The following is a 21974-nucleotide window of genomic DNA, read 5'->3' as shown; positions in this document are numbered from 1 at the left end:
ATATCCCGGCATTTCACAAGAATTTCAACCCCGTTGTGGTTCGATTGCGGTGCTGGCTTTAGGGCCATATCTTCTACAAGCGGATATCCGGGGTTGCCATGATTGCTGTGCAGATACTCATTATCCTGCTCGTCGGTGCAGGCCTGACCGTTGCTGGCAGTCAGGGCGGTGCGGTCTACGGAGCACTGCCGGTGTTCGCAATCTGTGCGGTTCTGGCTTTCGCGATCCAGTGGCTTGCTTTCATTCCTGCGGCCATTCTGAAAACCGAACGGTTTTACGATCTCACGGGCAGTCTGACTTACCTGACTGTTGCAGGCGTGGCCTATGCGCTTGGGAACGGTTCCGGCCGGGCGGTTCTGCTCGGTTTCCTGATAGCGATCTGGGCGATCAGGCTGGGGACTTTCCTGGCGTTGCGTGTCCATCGAGACGGATTCGACAGACGTTTTAACAGGATCAAGAACGCTCTGGGGATGTTTTTCATGACCTGGACGCTGCAGGGGCTGTGGGTGCTGTTCACCGTGTCCTGTGCGCTGGCGGCGATGACGTCGGAAACTGTCGAACCGCTTGGTGGCTGGGCGGTTGTCGGCACGCTGGTGTGGCTGGCCGGATTCGGAATCGAAGCCGCGGCAGACGAACAGAAGCGGCAGTTCCGCAAGGATCCGGCAAATCAGGGGCAGTTCATCAGTTCCGGATTGTGGGCCTGGTCCAGACACCCGAACTACTTCGGTGAGATTGCCCTGTGGATCGGCATTGCCTGTATCGCATTTCCGGTGCTGCAGGGATGGCAGCTGCTCACTCTGGCAAGCCCGCTCTTCGTCTACGTGCTGCTGACGCGGATCAGCGGAATCAACATGCTGGAACGGCGGGCAGATAAAGCCTGGGGCGAAGACGCAGGCTATGAGGCGTACAAGGCCCGGACCCCGGTGCTGGTCCCGCGTCCGCCCCTTTAGGGTCGTCAGATGGCCACCCTGCGCAGCCTCCTGTCCCTTGGCTTCATCACCCTAAATCTGACTTTCTGGTGCGTACCTCTGGTGGTTCTGTCACTGAGCAGGATTCTTTGGCCGGCCGGAAAAGGCCACTTTCGATCTGCATTGCGCTGGATCTATCTGACCGCTGTGCGGGCGGACGACTGGTGGTTCGAATCAGTTCTCGGTCATCGACTGGATCTGCCGAAGCCGCAGCTGGTTCCGGAAGCAGCGAGTATCGTGGTTGCCAATCATCGCAGCTGGGTTGACGTGCTGCTCATTCAGAGTCTGATGAGACGCTCCGGATCCATAGTGAATTTTCTCGCCAAGAAGGAACTAGCCTGGATTCCCATTCTCGGACTGATACTCTGGGCCTATGAATTTCCCCTGCTCACCCGCCGGGCATCAGATTCTCAGGACGATGCACAGCGCCGCCTGGATGATATGCGGCGGGTCCAAGATGCCTGCGACCGGGTGAAGGAGTCAACCAGCGCGATTCTGTCGTTTGCGGAAGGCACGAGGTTCACCAGGGACAAGCGGGCGATGCTGCAGAGCCCCTACCGGCACCTGCTGCCTCCCCGGCCAGGCGGATTCGAAGCGCTCTGTCGTGCGCTGGAGCCCCAGGCGGGGTGTGTGGTCGACGTCACAATCGTTCATCCGGAACCCTTTGATTTTTTCAGATTCCTGGGTGGCAGCGTACCGGTGCCGCAATTGCGGATTGAAACTTTCCCCATCGATGAGGTCTGCCGGGCGGGGCCCCGGCGCTGGCTGAACGATCGCTGGCAGCTGAAGGATGAAATGATTGCTGCGGCGCTGCCGAAACCGCAGGCAGGATGACAGCCTGTGCCGCACTTTCACGGTGGGCTCACAGCGGATGATCTACGCTGCCCGTTTGATAAGACTGCGGGTGGCCAATTGAAAGCCTCGAATATCGTAAATCTGGTGTTGTTCAACCTGACCTGGTTTGCCTGTGTGCTGGGTGGTTCGCTCATCGGACTGGTGGGTGTTGCGGCGCTCCTGTGTTTCTCGATCACTCAGGGTACCTGGCGCGCAGACGGTGCCCTTGCTGTATTTCTGATCGTTGTGGGCTGGTCGCTGGACAGTGTCTGGGTCGCCTTTGGCGTGCTCGATTTCGACAGCCGGTTTGCGCCGCTGTGGATCGGACTGCTCTGGGTTGCAGTTGGCTTCTCCATCAATCACAGTCTCGCGTTTTTCCGTGACCAGCCTGTGCTCGGGGCCCTGATTACAGGCCTGTGCGCGCCGTTGTCCTATCTCGGAGGCGAAAAGCTGGGTGCGGTCGTGGTTCCCGAAGTTGCCGCCCTCGGGGTGATCTCGATCAGCTGGGTGGTCCTTTTTTACGGGGTTTATACCTATGCGGGCACTTACGCCAGAGATCCGGCACGCATCACTGATTAAGCGGAGTTCTTCCTGTTGAAGACCGTGGGATTGCGGGCGAAGCTGGTACGGGTATTCGCCCTGCAGGTGATGATCATCAGCCTCGCGACAGTGCTGGGCATCTACGTCACCCAGGGGGTGATCGTAGAAGATCTGCTGACCCGGGCGGCGCTGGAAGCCGAGGCGGAACACTTCTGGAACCGATACTCGGAAGACTCCAGGCAACCACTGCCCGATACGGCGAACATGCGCGGCTACCTGAGCGGACCTGGCGGCGGGGGTGCTGTGCCCCCGGAACTGCTCGATGAGCCGGTAGGATTTGGTCGTATCGATCTCGGCGATCGCCAGCCCATTCTCCACGTCTCAGAACGGGATGGGAGGCGGCTGTACCTGGTCTTCGAACAGAAGCAGGTATCGGATCTGGCGCTGTACTTCGGCTTCATACCCTTAACGATCGTACTGCTGCTGATATACAGCATGCTGTTCGTCGCGTATCGCATGGCGCAGCGGGCCATCTCGCCCATAGTCCGGCTGGCCAACTATCTCGAACGCTTCGACTTCGAAAAGGACCAGAGCCTGGATCTGGATCTGGATCATCTCCGCGACAGCAGAGATACCGAAGTGCAGACGATGATCGACGCGGTGGACCACTTTACTTCCAGGCTGGACCGTTTCATCGAGCGGGAGCGGGTCTTCACCCGGGATGCCGGGCATGAGCTGCGCACACCGGTGGCTGTTCTTAAAGGTTCGCTCGACCTCATGGAGCGGAACACCGAGCGACCGAAGTCAGATCTCGATGCACTGCGGCGGATGCGGCGTACGGTCGAAGACATGGAGTCACTGCTGGAAACTCTTATGCTGCTTGCCAGGGAAGGGCAGCTGAGCGTGCCCGATGTCGATACGGTGGTGAATGAAGTGGTCGCTGCGGAAGTCGAGCAGCTGACGCCTCTGGCACATCGCCATGGCAACACCGTCAGTCTCAGTGAGACTGCCCGGCTGACCGTCCCGGTGCCGGCCAGGATCGTGCAGATGCTGATTGGCAATCTGTTGCGTAATGCCATCAACTACACCCGCAATGGGCGCGTGGATGTCTCCATCGCCGGAGGGGAAGTGGTCGTATCGGACACAGGTGTTGGCATGGCGGCCGAAGAGCTGGAACATGCGTTCGATGCTTTCTATCGTGCAGATTCGGGTCGGGAGGTCGGCAGGGGCCACGGTCTGGGACTGGCCATAGTAAAGCGTCTCGCGCTCCAGTTCGGCTGGACCATCACCGCAGAGAGCGAGCTGGGCAAGGGCACCACGATCAGAGTGCGATTTGTGCCGGATGCCCGGACATCCTGAAAGTTGAACCAGATACCGCGGTAGACAGCGTCGGAAGGCGGAGCGGACAGGGGAAAAAAGTGTCAGCAAGAGAAACGAAAGGAATCAGCCTGCTGCTGGTGGAAGATCATATGGAACTGGCCGAGACGGTGGGCGCCTACCTCGAGTCCAGCGGTTACACGCTCGACTACGCAGCCGATGGTGTCAACGCCATGCATCTTGCGGTGACCCAGAGCTTTGACGCCATCATCCTCGACATCATGCTGCCAGGAATCAACGGTCTGGAAGTGTGCCGCAGGCTGCGTACGGAAGCCCGGCTCACGACACCGATCATCATGCTGACCGCGCGGGACGAACTCGACGACAAGCTTGAAGGCTTCGATGTGGGCGCAGACGATTATCTGGTCAAACCTTTCGCACTCCCCGAGCTGGAAGCCCGGATAGAAGCCCTGGTCCGACGCCACCGGGGACTGGCAGCGGTCTACAGCGTGGGCGAACTGGAAATGAACGTGGAAACCCTGGAGGTAACCCGGGCCGGGGCCAGTGTGCAGCTGTCCAAGACGCTGTTTGGCATTCTCAGGATCCTGATGCGGGAATCGCCCAGGTTTGTGAGCCGGGAGACGATCGAACGGGAGATCTGGGGGGATGATCGACCCGACAGCGATACCCTGCGCAGCCATCTGTACAACCTGCGTCAGGCGGTGGATCAGCCCTTCGACTACCCGATGGTGGAAACGCGATCAGGTCAGGGCTATCGGGTCAACGCGCGGCAGGCCGACACATAGGGGTTGGTGTGCAGCGAGCGGTGCGCGCTGACTGAATACTCGATTCAGCGACGCTGATAGCCACCGTCCACGCCTTTGATGACGACCGCGATCGCATCATGGGCATGCAGACTCTCCTGATGCTCTATGTGGACCTTGTAGTCGGTGAAGGCAGCGTCAGATGCGTCCAGTACTTTCTTCACTTTCCGTGCTGCGTCTTCGCAGAACATCAGATTCTGTCCGTTGCGCAGGGCGAATTCCTGCTCATCCTCGCGTTTCACAGCGGTCTGCACCGGGGTGGCCAGTGCGTCTTCCAGTGTGTCGATGAGGTCGACGATGGGAAAAGTATCCACATCCCCCAGGCGTACCTTCACATTAGCGAGACTGCGCTGGCTGTGGGGGGTAGCAACAATAGCCTGCTGAGTGCCCAGCCATCTGCGGACATCGGAGAAGGACACCGGCTCGCTGGCTGAATTGCCGTTCGGCTCTCTGCTCTGGAAGGCATCATCGAACGCGGCCTGAATGAGCTGGCGCGACAAGGCTGCACTGCAGGGGCAAGTCGAGGAGTAGGTGACTTCCACGCCGAGTTCGAAGCTGTATTGGCCATCCTCCAGAACGGCATCGATGGTGACCGGATAGTTGTTCCAGCCGGAGTTATCGGATTTCAGTGCCGGGCGGCGCAGACAGAGATCGAACTCGAACTCGAGTCGGGCACTGCCACTGATGTCACGATGTGTGCTGAGCATCGAATTCAGCAGCAGTTTGAGGCTGGCCGGCGAGATCGTGTGATGGCGGGCGTATTCGTCCAGCTGCAGGTACAGCCGCGACATATGAATACCCTTGGCGAGGGGGTCGGTAAGGTCCACATAGACTCCGACCGATGCCAGCACCGGATCGTCGCCACCCGCATGCTGCAGGCGGATGGGCTGGTGCACACGGCTCATGCCGACCCAGCTCAGTTCCCCCTGTGGTGCGAGGTGCTGCTCCCTGGCGATATCCGGCATTCGGGCGAGCGCGGTCGACGTTGAACGATTCATGCAGTGTCCTCTTCCTTGCAGATGATCTCTTCAAGCAAGGAAGATAGAGACTGCGCCGTGAAGGTGACGTCAAAACCCGTCCGGCCAGGGCCGCTGTCTTATCAGGACTGCTTCTGCCTGGCGATGGCCTCTTCGATCATCTTCCGCTCCGTGCCATCGAGCCGGGCCTGCAGTCCTCGATCCATTTCATCGAGGATTTTCGCCGCGTATTCGTTTTCCTGAATTTTTGACCAGTAGGCGGCGACCCTGGTTGTCGCGAGTATCGGATTCTCCACATCGAGCCGGGGCACGGTTTTTTCACAGAGAAACAGTGCGGGTACCAGGGTGCAGTCCGCCCGGGTGAGGGAATCGCCGACTGCAAAGTTGCCTGTACCAATGTGCTTTTCCAGCGCACCCATCCCCCGGCGTACCTGTCCCATGAGCAGATCTCTGACGGCATCGATACGCGTCTTCCGACTGATCTGCGGCAGTGCCATGAAGATGTTGTTCATCAGATAGATGTCGGCGATTCGGGATATCAGGCGGACGTCGGCCTTCATTCGCGGCGTTGTTCCGGTCAGGGCGCGGTCCGGATAGAGATCATCCAGATACTCGGAGATGACCTCGGACTCGGGAATGATGCCGTCTTCGACCTCGAGCACGGGGATGCGGCCTATCGGTGAAATCTCGGACAGCTTGCCCATGTAGAAGGCGGCGGGGAGTTCGAATTTGATGTCCTTCAAACCCATCGCGTAGATCTGCATGCGGACCTTGGCGGAGTAGGGGCTCAGATCGCCTGTGTAGAGTTTCATTCCGTCTCCCGGGCTGGTGGTGTGAATTGGCTGGCACTTGTGAAATTCTTCGGTACAGGTTAGCCGGTTTCCTACCCGGGTTACTCTATTATCCGCACTCGAGGTGCCGGTCTGTCAGCGCGGCTGCCCGGGAGTCCCCGCTGCCGGAAAGTTGATGCGGGGAACTCGCGTCCCGGATTTCGGACAAACAGCCATCGTTGATCAGGGTGAGTGGATGCCAGTATGAGCAGTATGTTGAAGATCGGTCTCTGGCTGATCGGAGCCATCGTGGCTGCCGCTGTCGCGCTGGCCGTTGCCGTGGCCTTCCTCTTCGAGCCGGAAGACTATCGCCCTTACATCAAGGAGGCGGTCGAACAGTCCACGCAGCGCAGCTTCGATCTCGGTGGCGAACTGGGGTTGAAACTGTTTCCCTGCTGCAGCGTGTCGGTCGGGGCCGCTACCCTGGGGAATCCCCCCGACTTCCCGGCGGAACATTTTGCCCGGATTGCAGCGGGTGACTTCAGCCTGGAAATCTGGCCGCTGCTGAGTCGGCGGGAAATCCGTATCGGTCAGGTGACGCTGGATGGCCTCGAACTCGCGCTGGTACAGCTGGCAGACGGCCGGGACAACTGGACGTTTACAGACACGGCAGAACAACCCGGCGCCGCGGTACAAAGTGATGCCGCGACCGGGCAGCTGAGCGTCGCCGGGATCCGGATTCGGGATGCGAAGATCAGCTATCAGAATCGCAGCACAGGTGCAGCTTATCGTGCTGCGGACATTGAGCTGGAAACCGGGCCGATTGCTTCCCTGGAGGCGGCTGAACTGGCCGTGGATTTCGAACTGTCTCTGCGTGCCAGCGACGACTCAGATGGCACGACCGCGCACCTGAAACTGGCAAGCGCCCTGTCCCAGTCGGGAGAGCGCATTGTGCTTAAGGGGTTGCAGATGGAGGTGGATGCCAGTGGACCTCAGGTACCCGCCCGTCGCATCGCAGGTCTGCTCAGTGCAGACAGTCTGGAGCTGGCCACCACACCCGGCACGGGGGTCAAAGCCAGCGTCGTCAAAGCAGACATGCTGCTGGAATCACCGCAAGGTCTCACCGGCGATATCCAGATTGCCGCCGGTCTGGGCCTGGTGGAACTGGATCCGGATACGCTGGCTGGACGCCTCTCCGGACTGGCCGCAACCGCGACGGGATTCGACTCTGAAATCGTGCTCAACGCGGCAGGGGAATTCGGCATCCCCGACAGTCAACTGAGCGGCGATGTCGAGATCCGCAAGGTCGGATTGCGCAAGCTCATGAGCGCACTGGGCATCACAGACCGCCACCCGGCAGATGAAAAGGCACTTACCAGTCTCACTGGCTCCCTGCTCTGGAGCGCCGGTAGCGACCACCTGACGCTGGAGGATGTGAGACTGCGCCTGGATGATTCCGAGTTGACCGGTAACGCGGCGATTCAGGGGTTCGAGACACCGGCAACTCGATTCGACCTGGAGCTTGATCGCATCGACGTCGACCGCTACCTGTCAGCACCCGCGGCATCGACCGCTGGCGGCGGCAGTCCGGAACCCACCCTGGTCCCCTTCGACACGCTCAATGGTCTGAATGTGGACGGCCGCCTGCTGATCAGAAAACTCAAGGCCTCAACCCTGGAGCTTGCCGATGTGAAGCTCGGTGTCAGCGAGAAAGGGGGCGGGGTGGCGCTCACTGTGGGCGGCAAAGGCGCCGGCGGCACTTTCCTGCTGGAAGGCAGGGGGGATGTGGCCGCTGCTGAACCCGCGCTCGGCGGTACGCTCGACCTGCAGGCCCTTTCGCCCCGAAAGCTTCTCCAGGCGTTCGACGCGGACACCGCCACGGCAGATCCTGGGGCGCTGAGTGCTCTGTCCGGCACTACGCGCTGGCGTCTTGGCAGCCGCAACCTGTCCCTCGAACAGATGGACTGGCGGCTCGATCAGTCGAACATCACCGGCGCGGTCACTGTCGATGACTTCGACAAGCAGGCACTCCGATTCGATCTGAGCCTGGATCGAATGAATCTGGACAACTATCTCGCGCCGGATACCGCGAGCTCGGCAGACGCTGGTCTGTCGGAGGAAGCCGCTTTCGAGATCCCTGTGGAACTGATCCGCAACCTGCGGCTCGACGGAAAACTGACGGCGGGTCAGATCAGTGTTGCGAAGCTCATTCTGCAGAACCTGTCAGCCCGGGTGCAGGCGGCAGACGGTATATTGCGGCTGGATCCGCTGCAGGCGTCCCTGTATGGGGGCAGCTATCGGGGCACCATCCAAATCGACGCCACCGGGGCGAAAGCGCGCCTGACCCTGGATCAGCAGATCAGCGCGGTGCAGGTGGCAGAGGTGCTGAAAAATCTGTACGACTCGGATCGACTGGCCGGTGCACTGACATTGCAGCTCGCCGGAACGGGCACCGGCAATACCCAGGCGGAACTGCTGAAAGCGCTGACCGGCAACGTCTCCATGAGTCTGAGTGATGGCGTCTATCGGGGTATGGACCTGGTCTACGAAGTGCAACGGGCCCAGTCGCTGCTGCGCCAGACACCGCTACCGGCTGTACCCGAGCAGAAAGTCACTGCCATACGCGCCCTGTCTTTTGCGGGCAGGATGGTGGACGGCGTGCTGGGCACCGACCAGCTCAGCGCGGAAATCCCTTATCTGCGCCTTGCTGGAAAGGGGGGCGTAAACCTGGTGGATCTCGCCCTCGACTACCAGCTCAACGCACAGGTGCAGCGTGGTACCGACACCACAGCCGCAAGCAGTCTGAACGAACTCGTGAACACGACGATCCCGCTGACGATCAAAGGCCCGATGGCAAGCCCGCGGGTGGGTGTAGATCTGAAGAACCTGGTGAGCACGACGGTTCGCGACACCGTGCAGGAACGTGCGCGGGACGCTCTGTTGAAACGGCTGGGTGGGACAAAGGAGACCGCGGAACCCACTACGACGGTTGCAGGGGAGAGCGCGCAACAGGCTACGGCTTCCGATTCTGCGGGCGAGCCGGAAGAGGAACATGACGGGGATCAGGCCGGGACTTCGACACCGGAATCCGGGTCAGCGCCTGCGCCTGCACAACCGGTACCCGCCGAATCCAGACCAGCGTCCACAAAAGACCTGCTCAAGCGGGGTCTCAAAGATCTGCTGAAGCCACCCCCGACTGTACCGGCTCCCGCACCCGACTGAGCACCGGGGTGGGGCGCTGCAACCTGACTGTGCCGGTCAGGATGCAGGGATAAGGGAAGCGAGGCGTTCGAGCTGACGGGTGTATTCGCCCGCAGTGTCGTAACGGATGGCGCGGACAAGCCGCTCCACGCCAGTCAGCCCATACTGATTGAACAGCTCACGACAGCGACCGGAGTCAGCCAGGGGCAATCCCCGCAACAGGTTCAGCTGCGCATTGTCAGTTCGGCCAGTAGATGTACTCGTCACCTTCCACATAGGGTTGTCCGCCATGCTTGTCGATGAGCTGTGGAGACTGGGTGATGCTCGGCCACAGCGGATCAACCTGTTCGGCGTTGTGGGCGGCCAGCAGTGCTTCGAGTTCTGCAACCCGAGCGGGCAGGCGGGTGGCGAGGTTAACCTGTTCGGTCGGGTCTTCGGTGAGATGGAACAGCCACTTCGCATCGGCAGGCAGATCGGAGCGGATGAGCTTCCAGCCCTGGTGCTGCACGGACTGGTGATACCCCTCCCGCCAGAACAGGGTTTCGTGGGGTTCGCCCGGCGCTTCACTGCGCAGATAGGGCAGCAGATCCACACCGTCGAGCTTCGGTCCCACCGGCAGTTCGCCACCACCGGCAGCTGCAAAGGTATGGAAGAGATCGAGGTGATGGACTTTGTGGTTGTACTGCGTACCCGGATGGATGCGCGCCGGCCACTTGGCCATGAAGGGCACATGGGTACCCCCTTCGAAGTGAGTCAGTTTCCAGCCGCGATAGGGCCTGTTCACATCCGGCAGTCCAATGTACCCCGCGCCGCCGTTGTCGCTGGTGAAGACGATCAGTGTGTTTTCAGTCAGTCCATTCTGTTCGAGTGCGTCAACTACCCGTCCGACACCGCGGTCCAGCGCGCGGATCATGCCGGCGTAGACCCGCAGGGTGTGGTCTTCTATGTGGGAAAAAGCATCGTAATCTTCCCGGGTAGCCTGGAGCGGATTGTGGATGCCCCAGTGGGCGAGATAGAGAAAGAAGGGTCGATTGCGATTGTGCTCAATCACCTTCACCGCTTCGTCGGTGTAGTAGTCGGTGAGATAGCCATCGGGTTCGAAAGCTTCGCCCCCGTTGAATGAGGCAGCGTAGTGCGCATTGGCCCAGACCATGCGCTCGATGCCGTTATCTTCCCGTTTGGCGTTCACCACCCCGGGATCATTCTCTGGCAGATACAGCATTCCGTTCATGTACAGGCTGTCGTCAAACCCCTGATCTTCGGGCCGCATGCCGCTGGAACCGCCCAGATGCCACTTGCCGATGTGCGCGGTGTAGTAACCGGCCGCTTTCAGCACCTCCGCGATGGTGACTTCCCCGGGCGGCATACCCAGCTCCGCCATGGGTGGCAGGTCTGCGAGGGCTTCGTGATTGATGAAGGAGGGCAGCACAGGCTGCTCAATGTCCTGCATCCACTGAAAGATGGTGGCGCCGCTTCTGAAGAAGGGGGTGAACTCGAACCCGAAGCGGGTCGAGTAGCGCCCGGTCATGATACTGGCCCGGGAAGGGGCGCAGACTGCATTGGCGGCATAGCCGTTATTGAACGCGACCCCCTGGTGGGCAAGCGCGTCTATGTTCGGCGTCATCACCGTGCCATCCGCGGCGCCGCCATTGTAAAGAGAGATATCGTTGAAGCCCATGTCGTCCGCGAGGATCAGAATGATATTGGGTGGGCGCCCGGCGGCTGGTGCACTGGCGCTGAAGGGGCCCTGTGACCACTCTACCGGCACGTTCGGCGCGACCGGATTGAGCAGTGCGCGCACCTTGGGCGCACCCCATACCAGCAGGTCGATACGGCTCTGCCAGGCAGCGAACAGGACGACTGCAATCACGAGGAATAGGGCGCTGAGCTTCTTCACGAATCCTCCGGAATCCTGCAATGCGCCATCTTAGACCTTGAAATAATGCGGTTCATTACCAGACACGAGTTCGGCGCAACTATCTGAAAGCCGCCTGCAGTCGGCGGATCACATAGGCGCGGGGCGGTGACTGGCCGGTCGTCAGAAACTCGAGGGTGTAGACGTCTGCAAGACTGGCCAGGGCCCGGCGTTTGGCATCCGGGGTACTGCAGATCAGCAGTTCATCGCCAGCGACCACTTCGTAGTCATCCTCAGGCATCACCACCCGGCTTTCACCGCGCCGGAGCATCAGGGGCACACAGTCGAGGCATTGTTCGCGATTGCGCGGATCCCGGAACAGATCCTGCGCCCGGATGGCGCCATGCCGCGCCAGATATTCCGCTACTGCGGGCAGATCCGGGTCACCCATCCGCAGTGTCCACAGGGCAGGGTTTTTCTTACCCACGGTGCGCTGGAGTCTGGGATAGACATGCTCGCTCAGATACTGGGGATGTGTTTCCAGGTGCTCGAGCAGCTCCTGAATCAGGGGCGAGATGAGTCGCAGCAGAATGCGCCTGGCGATCACGAGACTCGGCTGCATGATCAGATCCGCGGAGGCGGCGTTGAAGGCGAGTTCGTTTTCGTGATTGTTCTGTCGCACGATCAGGTGGGCGTGGGGGTTTACGCTGCGCGCGGTGAGCAGGGCGGCGAGATTGTCCGCATCATTGTCTGTGGCTGTCACGATGCCTGCGGCATCGGCGACACCTGCCTCGATGAGGTTGGCCCGGGTCGCCAGTCCTGCGACCCTGTGTTCGACTTCTTCCGCGGTGTCGACGGCCGGATCGACCACCACCACCCGCACCCCCCACTCCCGCAGGGATTTGTACAGCCAGCGTCCCAACCTGCCATAGCCGACCAGCACCCAGGTACCGCGGCGATAAGAAATCATGCGTTCCAGCGTCACACCGTGCACGCCGACCAGCCACTCATCCAGGGTGTGCAGCGGGGGCTGGTGCAGCGCGAAACCCAGCTCCCGGGCAAAGGTCTCGAAGGGGTCCGCGAGAATTACCGATCCGAGGCTGCGCAACTCCTCATCGTGAATGCGGGACTTTGACCGGCAGATCACTTCCGCACGGGGATTGAGCAGGCGGGTCATGACTGCGATCTTGAGGTTGACGTCTTCATCTCCGGTGAGCAGCACCACACCGCGGCAGTTCTCCCGGGAAATACCGGCATCCTGAAGGTTCTTCGGCACACTGGCATCACCTTCGAGTCCCGGCATCGCGACTTCGTAGTCCCGGAGATTGAGTGCTTTGATCCGCTCCGGATCGGTGTCGATGACGACCCCGGTCATCCGGTTGTCGCTCAATCCCCGGGCGAGCAGGCTGCCGGTATCACCGAAACCACAGATGATGATGAAGGGTTCGCTGATCCGGGCCACGGCGCGCGCGAAGCGTGCCTGGGCGAGGGCGAGCACGAAGTGCGGATTCTGCACGAGGCGGATGATGCTGCCGATCGCATAGATCCAGGCAACCACGCTCATGTAGATGCACACCGTCGCCCACAGGCGCTGGCCATCACTGAAGGCGACCGGCAGTTCACCGAAGCCGGTGGTACTCGCGGTATAGGACATGAAATAGACGGCGTGGAAGATGCCCATGGGGGTGCCATCCGCACCGGGGATCATCACCATCACCGCCACACCCAGGCTGTTCACACCCAGCAGTGCCAGCACCGGCGGCCGCATCTGCCGCAGAACGATGGAGGTTACACGGTCGAGATCAGAGCCCTTAGCCATTTGCGGATCACCGACCCGACAGCAGTGTGTCGCTGACCACGATCGTCACCGAAACGATGTTCGCCACCAGCGCACCGGCAGCGAGACTCACTATATTCACCATGGTGCCGGGCAACATGCCTGCGCTGCTGTCGGCAAAAGTCCAGATGAGCGCCGACGCGAAGAGCTGGAGGTCTGCGACGAGGGCGGTGGCGAGCAGCAGAGCGCCGACCTGGGAACGGTCGCCGAGTTTCAGCGCGGTGGCGATCAGATTGACTACCACCGCGGCGAACAGCAGCCAGATGCTGTGGTATTCGGGATTATCGAACTGACCGAGCACGAAGGCGACGTTCAGCGTCAATGCCAGCACGATGAAGAAACCGAAAACCACTTTTTCGAGATTCATCAGACTCCCCCCTGAGTCCCCTTGAGAGACTATACGCCCTGAGGAGCGGAAATCGCACCAGGCGGTTATGCTCCCGGAATATATGATTTCGATGGAGTGCGGGAGATGACGAGGGTGAGGGATGAACTGATCGAAATGCGCGGGCTGCGCTTTCACTATCGGGACTGGCCGGGCAGACGCGCCGACGCACAGGACCTGGTGCTGCTGCATGGCTACACGGGTCATGCACGCAGCTGGGATGCTCTGGCAGAGGCCATGTCTGCCGATTATCGCGTCCTTGCGCTGGATCAGCGCGGCCATGGTGAGAGTGGCTGGGCGCCTCGGGACGCCTATGGAACGCCGGAAATGGTCGAGGACCTCGCTGCTTTCGCTGCAGCGCTGGGGCTTAAGCACTTCGCGCTGCTCGGATTGTCGATGGGGGGTATCGTGTCTTTCGCCTACGCAGGACGGCGACCAGCCGAACTCGCCCGGCTCGTGATCGTCGACATCGCCCCCGAGATCGGGGCACAGGGGCTGAAGAACATTCAGAGCAATGTCTCCCGAAGCGACGTCTTCGATTCGCGGGAAGCTGCCTTCGCAAGAGCGCGTGCGGACAATCCCATTCCACCCGAAGCCCACCATCGTCATCGGGTGGACAACAGTCTGATGCGCACCGATGACGGGCGCTGGACCTACAGATACGACCGGGCGCTGCGGGATCCGACCAATCGGCGGGAAGCAATACCGGTTGATGAGGGGTGGCGACTGGCTGGAAATATCACAGTCCCGACGCTGCTGATTCGGGGAGAGTTGAGCGACATCCTCTCGGTGGAGGTGGCACGGCGATTCATGGAAACCGTGCCGGATTGCCGGCTGATCGAGGTGGCAGGTTCAGGTCATCCTGTGCCGCTGGATAAACCCGATGAGTTCCTCGCAGCGGTGCAGACCTTTCTGTAGTCGTCCGATCAGTCCTCGGCCACCAGCACCAGCGTGCCGGTGGTGGAAAGACTGCCACCGGTGCCGTTGACGATGCAGGTACGCGCGCCGGTCTGTTTGCCCGGGATGCCGTGAATGCCGTCTTCGGCGGTTCCCGACAGCTGGCGATAAGCCTCGATCAGTAATGGCATACCGTACATGCCGCTGTGATTGAAGGACAGCCCGCCGCCATTGGTATTGATGGGAAAGCTTCCGCCGGGTGCGGCTCTGCCGTCTTTCCACAACAGGTGACCTTCACCGGGTGGGGCCAGCCCGAGCATCTCCACGGTGATTGCCGCGGTGATGGTGAAGGAATCATAGATCATCGCCATTTCCATATCGGCGGGCCCCATGCCCGCCATGGTGTAAGCGGCCTCGGCGGAATGGGCGGCAGAGGTGCGGGTAAAGTCACCCATTTCGAGCATGTTGCCGTGGCTCATGCTCTCTCCGGCGCCGGCGATCCACACGGGTCGGGTTTTCAGGCTGGCAGCCACCTTCGGGCTGCAGACGAATACCGCGCCGCCATGATCGGTCACCATGCAGCAGTGCAGGATGGTCAATGGCCAGGCGATGAGCCGCGACTCTTCGACCTGGGCAACGGTAATCGGACCGCCGAAAGGGTGTTTTTCTTTTGAATGCATGGCCGCGCGGGGATTCAGGGTGGCCCAGTCGCGGGTCACCTTCGCGATGTGTGCATAGTCTTCCCGGGTAGTGCCGTAGCGGTGCATGTGTCGCACCATGGCGTGTGCGTAGTTCGAAGGTGCACTGCCCAGCCCGTAGGCCATTGTCATCTCGGCTGCGGGAGACAGTGCACCGGCCCCGGCGCCGTAGTTGCCACTGCCACCACCGCCGATCGCACGACGGGAATGACCATTTTCTCCATGACTGATCAGCGCAACCTCGATGATGCCGGCATGTATGGCCGCCAGGGCATGATGCACGTGCATTTCGAACGAGCAGCCGCCCACGGCGGTTGTGTCGATGTATTTCGGCCGGATGCCCAGGTGTTCACAGAGTTCGGTAGACCATCCGGTGGAAAAAATGCCATCGATCTTCGAGATCGGGATGCCGGTCTGATCGCTCAGATTTTTAATCGCTTCGATGTGCAGCTGCAGCGCGGTGATGGGCGTTTTCAGGAAGCCGATTTCATTGGCTTCGGCAGCGCCGACGATGGCGGCGGCTTTGTAAAGTTGTCCAGGCATCGTCTAGTTCTCCACCACGCGCCAGAAAGGAATGTATGTGTCGTCGTCGGCCTTTTCGAATTCCACTGCGACTTCCGCGCCGATGCGGATCTCTTCGGGCTTCAGGGGATCCACACCGAGCAGCACCGTGAGCATGCGATCCCCTTCCTTGAGATCGATATAGGCGGTCACGTAGGGTGCTTCCTTGACCCAGGGACCGAAGGCCATGTGTTGCACGGCGAAGGTGTGTACATTGCCCCGGCCGCTGGCTTCGAACCATTCGAGATTCATTGAGTGACACATCGGGCAGATGTGACGCGGATACCAGTGCACGCGATTGCAGTCGCGACAGCGCGGCAGCATGAGTCTGCCCTGCTTCGCCCCCTCCCAGAACGGCACGGTATGTGTTCCCCGGTTGGGAATGGGTTTGCTGTAACTCACGGGCCTGCCTCCCTCATATCTTCATTGTTCTGAACGCGTCCGGATCCCGACATTGAACCCCAGAACGCCGACGAGCGACAACCACAGCGCCTGTGGACAACCACAGCGCCTGTGGCCAACCACAGGACCCGGGGGCGGCTGCAGCCTGCCTCCCACCTGCCGGTCGGAAACGCCGTTATCTGGTTGGATCCGGTGCCACCGCCACAAGCGTTTTACCGAAATTGCCGCCTTTGAGCATCGCTGCAAACGCACCGGGTGCCTGATCGAGTCCGTCCCAGATATCTTCCCGGTAGCTGATGAGTCCGTCGCGCAACCAGTCGGCCATCTCTGTGAGAAAGCGCTGCTGGTAGTCGGCGACGTAGTTTCCGACGAACAGACTGCTCGGCCTGACGCCCTGTCGGTCGAAAAAGGGGCGGCCTGTCTCCATCCACACCTCTGCTGCGTTGCGGCCATCGGTGTTGCCGTACTGGGAAATCATGCCGCAGATGGTGATTCTTGCAGCCCGATTGAGCAGCGGCAGCACAGCTTCGTAAACCCTGCCGCCGACGTTCTCGAAGTAGACGTCGATGCCCTCCGGACAGGCGGTTGCGAGCTGCCCGGGAAAGTCCTCTGCCAGATGGGAGACGGCGGCATCGAATTTCAGTTCATCACGAACATAGGCGCACTTTTCTGCCGTGCTCGTGACGCCCACCACCCGGCAGCCTTGCAGTCTGGCGAGCTGGCCGGCCACCTGGCCCACACCGCCGGAGGCCGCGGATACCACCACAGTCTCACCCGGCTTCGGTTCGCATTGCACAAGCAGACCGGCGTAGGCGGTGAGCCCGAGCATGCCGAGTACGCCCACTGCCGTTGAGATCGGTGCGATGGCCGGATCGATCCTGCGCGGAAACATGTAGCCGAAGTGATCGATACCGTCTCCCGTGAGGCCGAAGGTCTGCCAGCCCTGGGTGTTGAAGAGGAAGTCGCCTTCCGCGTAACCGGAGTGGCGACTTCTTACCACCTGGGAGACCGTCCTGCCGTGACAGATATCGCCAGGTTTTTCCGTACCGCTGCGGCGGCGCCCCCACTGGTAAGGATCCAGTGACAGATAGATTGTCCGGCTCAGCAGCTGCCCTGGGCCCGGCTCCGGCGCAGGTTCAGACTGCCATGCGAAGTCTTCCGGCACGGGCCATCCTGCGGTTGGTGTCCGGGCCAGGCGCCAGTGCGGGTTGTCCATCATCTGTCTGCTCCGATCCTGGATCTGTCAGTGTCCGACATGCGCCTGCATACGGACACACGAACGCCTGTACGGGTATTCATGCCGTCAGCTATGCACGCCAGAGAATACCCCGTTCGAACAGGGTGTCGATCGACTCTGCCGGAAAGCCGAGTTCGCCAAGCAGGGCGCGACCATCTGCACCCGCCTCGACAGCAGGTGCGGGAGATGCTGGCACCCCGGGAAGATCGATCATTGGTGCGTGCCGGAAGTAGTCGCCGAGAGACGGGTGCCGCACCTTGGCCATGAGAGTCGATCCCTGCTGGCAGTGGCCGAAGAAAAATTCCGCCAGATTGTGCGCATCGGCCTGCACGCAGCCGATACCGGTGTCGGCACACAGCACCGCCCACTGCTCTGCGCTGCGTGTGCTGAACAGCTCGGTCAGTTCTGCAGCCAGCAGCGCTTGCCCTGCACTGCCGACGGGCGCAAACGGATCTTCGCTGGCTGATCCTGCCCGACCGGTGAGTTCGCAGAACGCGCGCCATTCCCGCTTGTGTTTAAGACCGAGAAACACCCAGCCCTGCAGGCAGGGATACAGCCGGTAGAGGGGATGTGGCCCGCGCAGACCGTCGCCGAGTGGAGGGCGCCGGGGCTTTCCGGGATACACCACCAGGTCGTCGAAATTCGCATAGGCGTTGGCTATGAACATGTCGACGAAGATCTGCTGACCGAAGCCACAGGTGTCCCGCGCGACCAGACCGAGCAGACTGGCGGTGCAGATCACCACGGCGGTATTCGGATCCGGATTGACTTCGTTGGCGCGCATGAGTCTTCGTGCGGCTTCGCGCAGTTCCGGCACAGACAGCAGCCGTTCGATGGTGCCGCCTGCCTGGTATTCCGCACCTCCCATGGCGGCACCGGGGATGGGATGGGTAGACGGACGCCGGGCGCCGGGTCCGGAAGGCCCGTAACCGTTGGCGGAGACATACACCAGGCGCGGATTCAGAACCGCCAGATCCGCATAGCCGATGCCGAGCCTTTCGGGCACACCGGGTCGGTAATTGTGAATCAGGATGTCGGCCCGGGTGGCCAGCTGATGCACGATGTCCCTGCCTTCCGGGGTCTTCAGATCAACACTGATGCTTGCCTTGCCCTGGTTGCAGCGCACGGCACCCAGTCCGCCGAGCATGTTGCGGAATGGATCACCGCCAATGGCTTCGACCTTGATGACCCGGGCGCCGAGATCTGCCAGAAACGAAGCGCCGAGCGGGGCTGCGATGATAGTGGCGAGCTCGAGGACGGTGACACCGGACAGGGGCAGGGTGGTGTGCGCACCGGCGGGTGCCGGGTCTGCTGACGCGCGAGCCCCCGCAGGCCCGCCTGCGGGAGAAGCGGAAGCCACGACAGCGGACCGGCTTTTGGCGGCGGCGGTGATCCGGGCGGGAGTGCGTGTGAGTCGCGCGAGCGGGCCCAGCTGACGCACACCGTCCAGCTCCACTACATGACCGTTCATTGTCATGTCAGGATCGCTGAGCAGTTCTTCCGCCGTCAGATAGGGATGAGCGGCAATGCCTCCGTCTGCGACGAACCGGGACATCCATTCATCCCGGGTGCGGCTCTGCATGACCTCGAGGATTCGATCCCGTACCGCCTCGGTCTGCTCCGGAAGCAGGGCGAGGCAGTCCTCGAGGCCGATACAGCGCAGGAAACTCTCGAACAGATGCGGCAGCAGGTTGCCGAGCTGCAGCCACTTCCCATCCGCGCACTGCACCGGGTGGTAGTTGAGGGTCGGCATCATACGTGCAGGATCCACACGCCCGGTATCCGGACGGAGCTGCAGCGACAGGGACCCTGCCATGTCATAGGGCATCAGCCCCTGCAGCAGGCTGGTACGGAGGTGGCTGCCGCGGCCGTCGCGTCGTCTTCGATACAGGCCCGCCAGCACGGCGGAGGCGGTGTTCTGAGCAGTGGCGTGAGTGGCGACCGGCACAGCCGCGTAATGAGGTCCCGCTCCGGGAATGATGCCGCTCATGGATTGCATCCGTCCTGCGTGGGCGGCGATTACGCCTTCGTAGGGAGGTAGTGCAGAATCGACGCCTGCGGCAGTGATCTCACAGTAGATCAGCCGCGGGTTGATAGCCGCGCAGTACGCGTAGGTGAGTTCGGGAAAACTGCTGGGTCGGGAAATGACGAGAACGTCCGCCTCTGCGATTGCTTGCGTAGGCACGGACGTGTCCGGCTGCCCGCGTGTGGTCGGGAGGTCTGCAGCATCCACCCGGGCTTTCCCACGCAGCCACATGGGGGCAGAAGGCTCCTGGTTCAGATAGTCGTAAACCGGATCGACCTGATGTATCACCCTGGCGCCGAAATCCGCCAGGATCATGGTGGCCAGTCCGCCGGCAGGACCGGAGCTGAGATCCAGAACCTGTACACCATCAAGCGGACAACTATCGTTTGTATTCATCCGACACTGATCCTGACTGGGCGACGCAACTGCTGGTCGGCATGCACTCAATCGTTGGTGATGATCACCTTGCCGACCACCTTGCGGTCCACGATCAGCTGATAGCCTTCCTGAATGCGGCTCATCGGCAGGACATGGGAGATATAGGGGTTGATGCGCTTCGAACCCAGCCAGTCCAGCAAGACTGCATTGTTCTGTGCGCTGCGTTCCGGTGCGTGCTTCTGCAGTCCACCCACCGTGTAGCCGATCACCGAAGCATCCTTCACCAGCAGATGATTGGTCTTTGCGAGTGCCGGTCGACCGCTGGTGAAGCCGACGATCAGAATCCGCCCGAACGGCGCCACACAGCGCATCGACTCGTCGAATACGTCACCGCCGATCGGATCGTAGATCACATCAGCACCCCGGCCACCGGTAAGTTCCTTCACCCGATCCCGAAAGCCGCCGCTGTAGTTGATCACATGGTCGGCACCCATGGCGGTCACGATCTCGAGCTTGTCGTCGGCACTCGCGGTGCCGATCACCTGCGCTCCAAACAGCTTGCCGAGATCCACGGCAGCAAGGCCCACGCCGCCAGCCGAGCCGTGCACGAGCAGCGTCTCGCCCGCCCGCAGATTGGCCCGCTGCAGACCGTCCAGAGCGGTGGCATAGTTATTGCGGAAACTGGCGGCGATTTTCAGATCGGCCCCCGCCGGCAGGCGTGTGACTGCGCGGCTGCTGATATTGATTTCCTCGATGCAACCACCCGGGCAGATCACCTTGTCGCCGACCGAGAGTCCCGTCACACCTTCACCGACGGCGGTGATGGTGCCCGCAGCCTCGCCCCCGACCACGAAGGGCAGCGGTGATTTCACCTGATAATCCCCGGCGATGCGCACCAGATCGCTGAACTGGATGCCGCGACATGCCAGCGCCACCTTGACCTGGCCCTGTGCCGGAGCACCGGGACTGTCGATGTCCACCAGTTCCAGGTCGAGATGGGAACCGAGCCTGGTGCAATGAACCGCTTTCAAAATATCTCCACTTTCTGATCCGGATTGGTGATGGTTACCTCAGCGAAGCTCGCTGCCGCGCGCTGACGGGCAAACAGACTGTTGGCGATGAACCAGACGCCGACGATGCGGGTGGGGCGCTCTACCTTGATCGATGCATCATAGTCCTCGAGAACCTTGCGGGAGTGGGTGAACCAGTCTCCAAGGCCCGCTTCGCCACTCTGCAGTACAAAATGCGTTTCCCGACTGTCCCACCAGGGTAGTGGACAGCCGAAGTGCGTGCCTTCGGCGAGCCGGCTCGACCACATCCAGGTCAGATCCTGGCCGTTGTCGAACTCGAGGGCGATGCTCAGGTAGTCGTGAAAGGCGGCTTCGGTTTCCGGCCCCCGGGCAGGAAGTGCGTCATAGCGCCACTGAAAGCTGAGTACCGTATCCGGCGTCAGCGGGATATCCAGCGGCTTCTTCACGATTTCGACATCGTCGCTGGTCTCGGCGCTGATACCGGGACGGCCGTCGACAGTACCCTCCCCCCACACATTCGACCGGGACAGATAGCTCAGCGGTTCGAATCCCGGCGGCAGTACTTTGCGTGCGGCAATGGCTGAGAGTGCCGCCGCTGCGGCGGTGTCACCGGTCCCGGCCAGAGACTGCAGTCCGGCGGTTGCCGAGTCCTGGAAACGCACGATGTCGATACGGAAATCCACCGGAACGGCGGGTGCAGCGGCGAATCCCTGCGGATAGGTTCCGCGGCTGTCGGGCCAGTACACACCGAGGGGGCGCAAGGTGAGGAAAATCTCGCCATCCGCATCGGCAGTGAAGGTCTCCTGATTGGCGGAAAAATTCCTGGCTTCGGCGTCCGCGCCGATGCGGTACCAGAGCAGATGGCGTGGTTCCAGCTTCAGGCCTTCGGCATCCAGCACCCCGGATCCGAACAGGGTGAGTTCGTCGCCTCTGGCCACCTGGATGCCGGAAGCCAGCCAGCCCGACATGGCGTTGCTGATTTTCAGGCTGGCGCGCGCCTGCACCGGATCAATTGATGGTGAATCGGATGGCGGTGAATCCGTCGGTGGCGCATCTGAGGGCGGTATATCGGCCGTGCAACCCATGAGAAGTATCCCCAACAGTACACAGAATGCGCGGCTGCAACTGAATGCGTCGCCCATAAGTCTCTCTCTTCCGTCCCGGGACGGGGCAGGCAAGTGTAGCAGTCTGTCGAAAAAGAGATGCAGACGGACGCGACCGTTGGCGTGTGCTGCT

19 protein-coding genes are annotated in these 21974 nt (G+C 61.3%); 7 read left to right on the top strand and 12 right to left on the bottom strand.

Annotation, left to right across the window (positions count from 1 at the left end; all coding sequences use genetic code 11):
* The first annotated feature begins 98 nt into the window (after positions 1–98).
* The 5 genes from R3E82_11005 to R3E82_10985 all read left to right on the top strand — a co-directional run bounded on the left by R3E82_11005 (position 99) and on the right by R3E82_10985 (position 4465).
* Entirely contained in the window at positions 99–950 is an 852-nt protein-coding gene (locus R3E82_11005) for a DUF1295 domain-containing protein (GenBank protein MEZ5551409.1), read from the top strand.
* Positions 951–959: 9 nt separating this feature from the next.
* Positions 960–1802 (top strand): 1-acyl-sn-glycerol-3-phosphate acyltransferase, encoded by an 843-nt coding sequence (locus tag R3E82_11000; GenBank protein ID MEZ5551408.1) that lies wholly within the window; start codon positions 960–962, stop codon positions 1800–1802.
* 78 nt (positions 1803–1880) lie between these two features.
* Positions 1881–2381, top strand: coding sequence for a DUF2878 domain-containing protein (locus R3E82_10995; GenBank protein MEZ5551407.1), 501 nt, complete (start codon positions 1881–1883; stop codon positions 2379–2381).
* A gap of 24 nt (positions 2382–2405) precedes the next feature.
* Entirely contained in the window at positions 2406–3701 is a 1296-nt protein-coding gene (locus R3E82_10990) for a HAMP domain-containing sensor histidine kinase (GenBank protein MEZ5551406.1), read from the top strand.
* 83 nt (positions 3702–3784) lie between these two features.
* Positions 3785–4465: a response regulator transcription factor gene (locus R3E82_10985; GenBank protein MEZ5551405.1), complete on the top strand. Its 681-nt coding sequence runs from the start codon at positions 3785–3787 to the stop codon at positions 4463–4465.
* A gap of 44 nt (positions 4466–4509) precedes the next feature.
* Here the strand turns inward: R3E82_10985 and folE2 are convergent, their stop codons facing one another.
* Positions 4510–5448, bottom strand: a complete 939-nt coding sequence (gene folE2, locus R3E82_10980; protein ID MEZ5551404.1) for a GTP cyclohydrolase FolE2 — start codon at positions 5446–5448, stop codon at positions 4510–4512.
* Between the two features lie 134 nt (positions 5449–5582).
* Positions 5583–6272 carry a glutathione S-transferase family protein gene (locus R3E82_10975; GenBank protein MEZ5551403.1) on the bottom strand — a complete coding sequence of 230 codons (690 nt, stop codon included), beginning with the start codon at positions 6270–6272 and terminating at the stop codon, positions 5583–5585.
* Positions 6273–6494: 222 nt separating this feature from the next.
* Between R3E82_10975 and R3E82_10970 the strand changes: the two genes are divergently transcribed.
* Positions 6495–9452: an AsmA family protein gene (locus tag R3E82_10970; GenBank protein MEZ5551402.1), complete on the top strand. Its 2958-nt coding sequence runs from the start codon at positions 6495–6497 to the stop codon at positions 9450–9452.
* Between the two features lie 36 nt (positions 9453–9488).
* Here the strand turns inward: R3E82_10970 and R3E82_10965 are convergent, their stop codons facing one another.
* The 4 genes from R3E82_10965 to R3E82_10950 all read right to left on the bottom strand — a co-directional run bounded on the left by R3E82_10965 (position 9489) and on the right by R3E82_10950 (position 13490).
* A complete protein-coding gene (locus R3E82_10965; GenBank protein ID MEZ5551401.1) occupies positions 9489–9650 on the bottom strand; it encodes a hypothetical protein in 162 nt (53 codons plus the stop codon).
* Positions 9651–9669: 19 nt separating this feature from the next.
* On the bottom strand, positions 9670–11328 hold the full coding sequence (locus R3E82_10960) for a sulfatase-like hydrolase/transferase (GenBank protein MEZ5551400.1): 1659 nt from the start codon (positions 11326–11328) through the stop codon (positions 9670–9672).
* Positions 11329–11407: 79 nt separating this feature from the next.
* Complete coding sequence (locus R3E82_10955) at positions 11408–13105, bottom strand: NAD-binding protein (GenBank protein MEZ5551399.1); 1698 nt, start codon at positions 13103–13105, stop codon at positions 11408–11410.
* Positions 13106–13112: 7 nt separating this feature from the next.
* A complete protein-coding gene (locus tag R3E82_10950) occupies positions 13113–13490 on the bottom strand; it encodes a DUF6394 family protein (protein ID MEZ5551398.1) in 378 nt (125 codons plus the stop codon).
* Between the two features lie 105 nt (positions 13491–13595).
* Between R3E82_10950 and R3E82_10945 the strand changes: the two genes are divergently transcribed.
* The gene (locus R3E82_10945) at positions 13596–14426 is read left to right on the top strand and encodes an alpha/beta hydrolase (protein MEZ5551397.1); all 831 of its coding nucleotides are present in this window, start codon (positions 13596–13598) and stop codon (positions 14424–14426) included.
* An 8-nt stretch (positions 14427–14434) separates the two neighbouring features.
* Here the strand turns inward: R3E82_10945 and R3E82_10940 are convergent, their stop codons facing one another.
* The 6 genes from R3E82_10940 to R3E82_10915 all read right to left on the bottom strand — a co-directional run bounded on the left by R3E82_10940 (position 14435) and on the right by R3E82_10915 (position 21823).
* Entirely contained in the window at positions 14435–15646 is a 1212-nt protein-coding gene (locus tag R3E82_10940; protein ID MEZ5551396.1) for a hypothetical protein, read from the bottom strand.
* 3 nt (positions 15647–15649) lie between these two features.
* Positions 15650–16066 (bottom strand): Zn-ribbon domain-containing OB-fold protein, encoded by a 417-nt coding sequence (locus tag R3E82_10935; GenBank protein MEZ5551395.1) that lies wholly within the window; start codon positions 16064–16066, stop codon positions 15650–15652.
* A 175-nt stretch (positions 16067–16241) separates the two neighbouring features.
* On the bottom strand, positions 16242–17285 hold the full coding sequence (locus R3E82_10930; GenBank protein ID MEZ5551394.1) for an NADP-dependent oxidoreductase: 1044 nt from the start codon (positions 17283–17285) through the stop codon (positions 16242–16244).
* Between the two features lie 88 nt (positions 17286–17373).
* Complete coding sequence (locus R3E82_10925; GenBank protein MEZ5551393.1) at positions 17374–19725, bottom strand: CoA transferase; 2352 nt, start codon at positions 19723–19725, stop codon at positions 17374–17376.
* Positions 19726–19772: 47 nt separating this feature from the next.
* Positions 19773–20738, bottom strand: coding sequence for an NADPH:quinone oxidoreductase family protein (locus tag R3E82_10920; GenBank protein ID MEZ5551392.1), 966 nt, complete (start codon positions 20736–20738; stop codon positions 19773–19775).
* Positions 20735–21823 (bottom strand): DUF3047 domain-containing protein, encoded by a 1089-nt coding sequence (locus R3E82_10915; GenBank protein MEZ5551391.1) that lies wholly within the window; start codon positions 21821–21823, stop codon positions 20735–20737. The genes R3E82_10920 and R3E82_10915 overlap by 4 nt, the downstream gene beginning before the upstream one ends.
* Positions 21824–21974: the final 151 nt, after the last annotated feature.

The sequence above is a fragment of the Pseudomonadales bacterium genome, from assembly GCA_041395945.1.
Taxonomy (GTDB): Bacteria; Pseudomonadota; Gammaproteobacteria; order Pseudomonadales; family Azotimanducaceae; genus SZUA-309.
The sequence above is the reverse complement of the archived record's forward strand: the minus strand, read 5'-3'. Positions and strand labels throughout refer to the sequence as shown.

What these genes read in the sequence shown, in the direction of transcription:
- R3E82_11005 (MEZ5551409.1), top strand. Translation starts at nt 99, where the DNA reads ATGATTGCTGTGCAGATACTCATTATCCTGCTCGTCGGTGCAGGCCTG.
- R3E82_11000 (MEZ5551408.1), top strand. Translation starts at nt 960, where the DNA reads ATGGCCACCCTGCGCAGCCTCCTGTCCCTTGGCTTCATCACCCTAAAT.
- folE2 (MEZ5551404.1), bottom strand. Translation starts at nt 5,448, where the DNA reads ATGCCGGATATCGCCAGGGAGCAGCACCTCGCACCACAGGGGGAACTG.
- R3E82_10975 (MEZ5551403.1), bottom strand. Translation starts at nt 6,272, where the DNA reads ATGAAACTCTACACAGGCGATCTGAGCCCCTACTCCGCCAAGGTCCGC.
- R3E82_10970 (MEZ5551402.1), top strand. Translation starts at nt 6,495, where the DNA reads ATGAGCAGTATGTTGAAGATCGGTCTCTGGCTGATCGGAGCCATCGTG.
- R3E82_10955 (MEZ5551399.1), bottom strand. Translation starts at nt 13,105, where the DNA reads ATGGCTAAGGGCTCTGATCTCGACCGTGTAACCTCCATCGTTCTGCGG.
- R3E82_10950 (MEZ5551398.1), bottom strand. Translation starts at nt 13,490, where the DNA reads ATGAATCTCGAAAAAGTGGTTTTCGGTTTCTTCATCGTGCTGGCATTG.
- R3E82_10945 (MEZ5551397.1), top strand. Translation starts at nt 13,596, where the DNA reads ATGACGAGGGTGAGGGATGAACTGATCGAAATGCGCGGGCTGCGCTTT.
- R3E82_10940 (MEZ5551396.1), bottom strand. Translation starts at nt 15,646, where the DNA reads ATGCCTGGACAACTTTACAAAGCCGCCGCCATCGTCGGCGCTGCCGAA.
- R3E82_10930 (MEZ5551394.1), bottom strand. Translation starts at nt 17,285, where the DNA reads ATGATGGACAACCCGCACTGGCGCCTGGCCCGGACACCAACCGCAGGA.
- R3E82_10925 (MEZ5551393.1), bottom strand. Translation starts at nt 19,725, where the DNA reads ATGAATACAAACGATAGTTGTCCGCTTGATGGTGTACAGGTTCTGGAT.
- R3E82_10915 (MEZ5551391.1), bottom strand. Translation starts at nt 21,823, where the DNA reads ATGGGTTGCACGGCCGATATACCGCCCTCAGATGCGCCACCGACGGAT.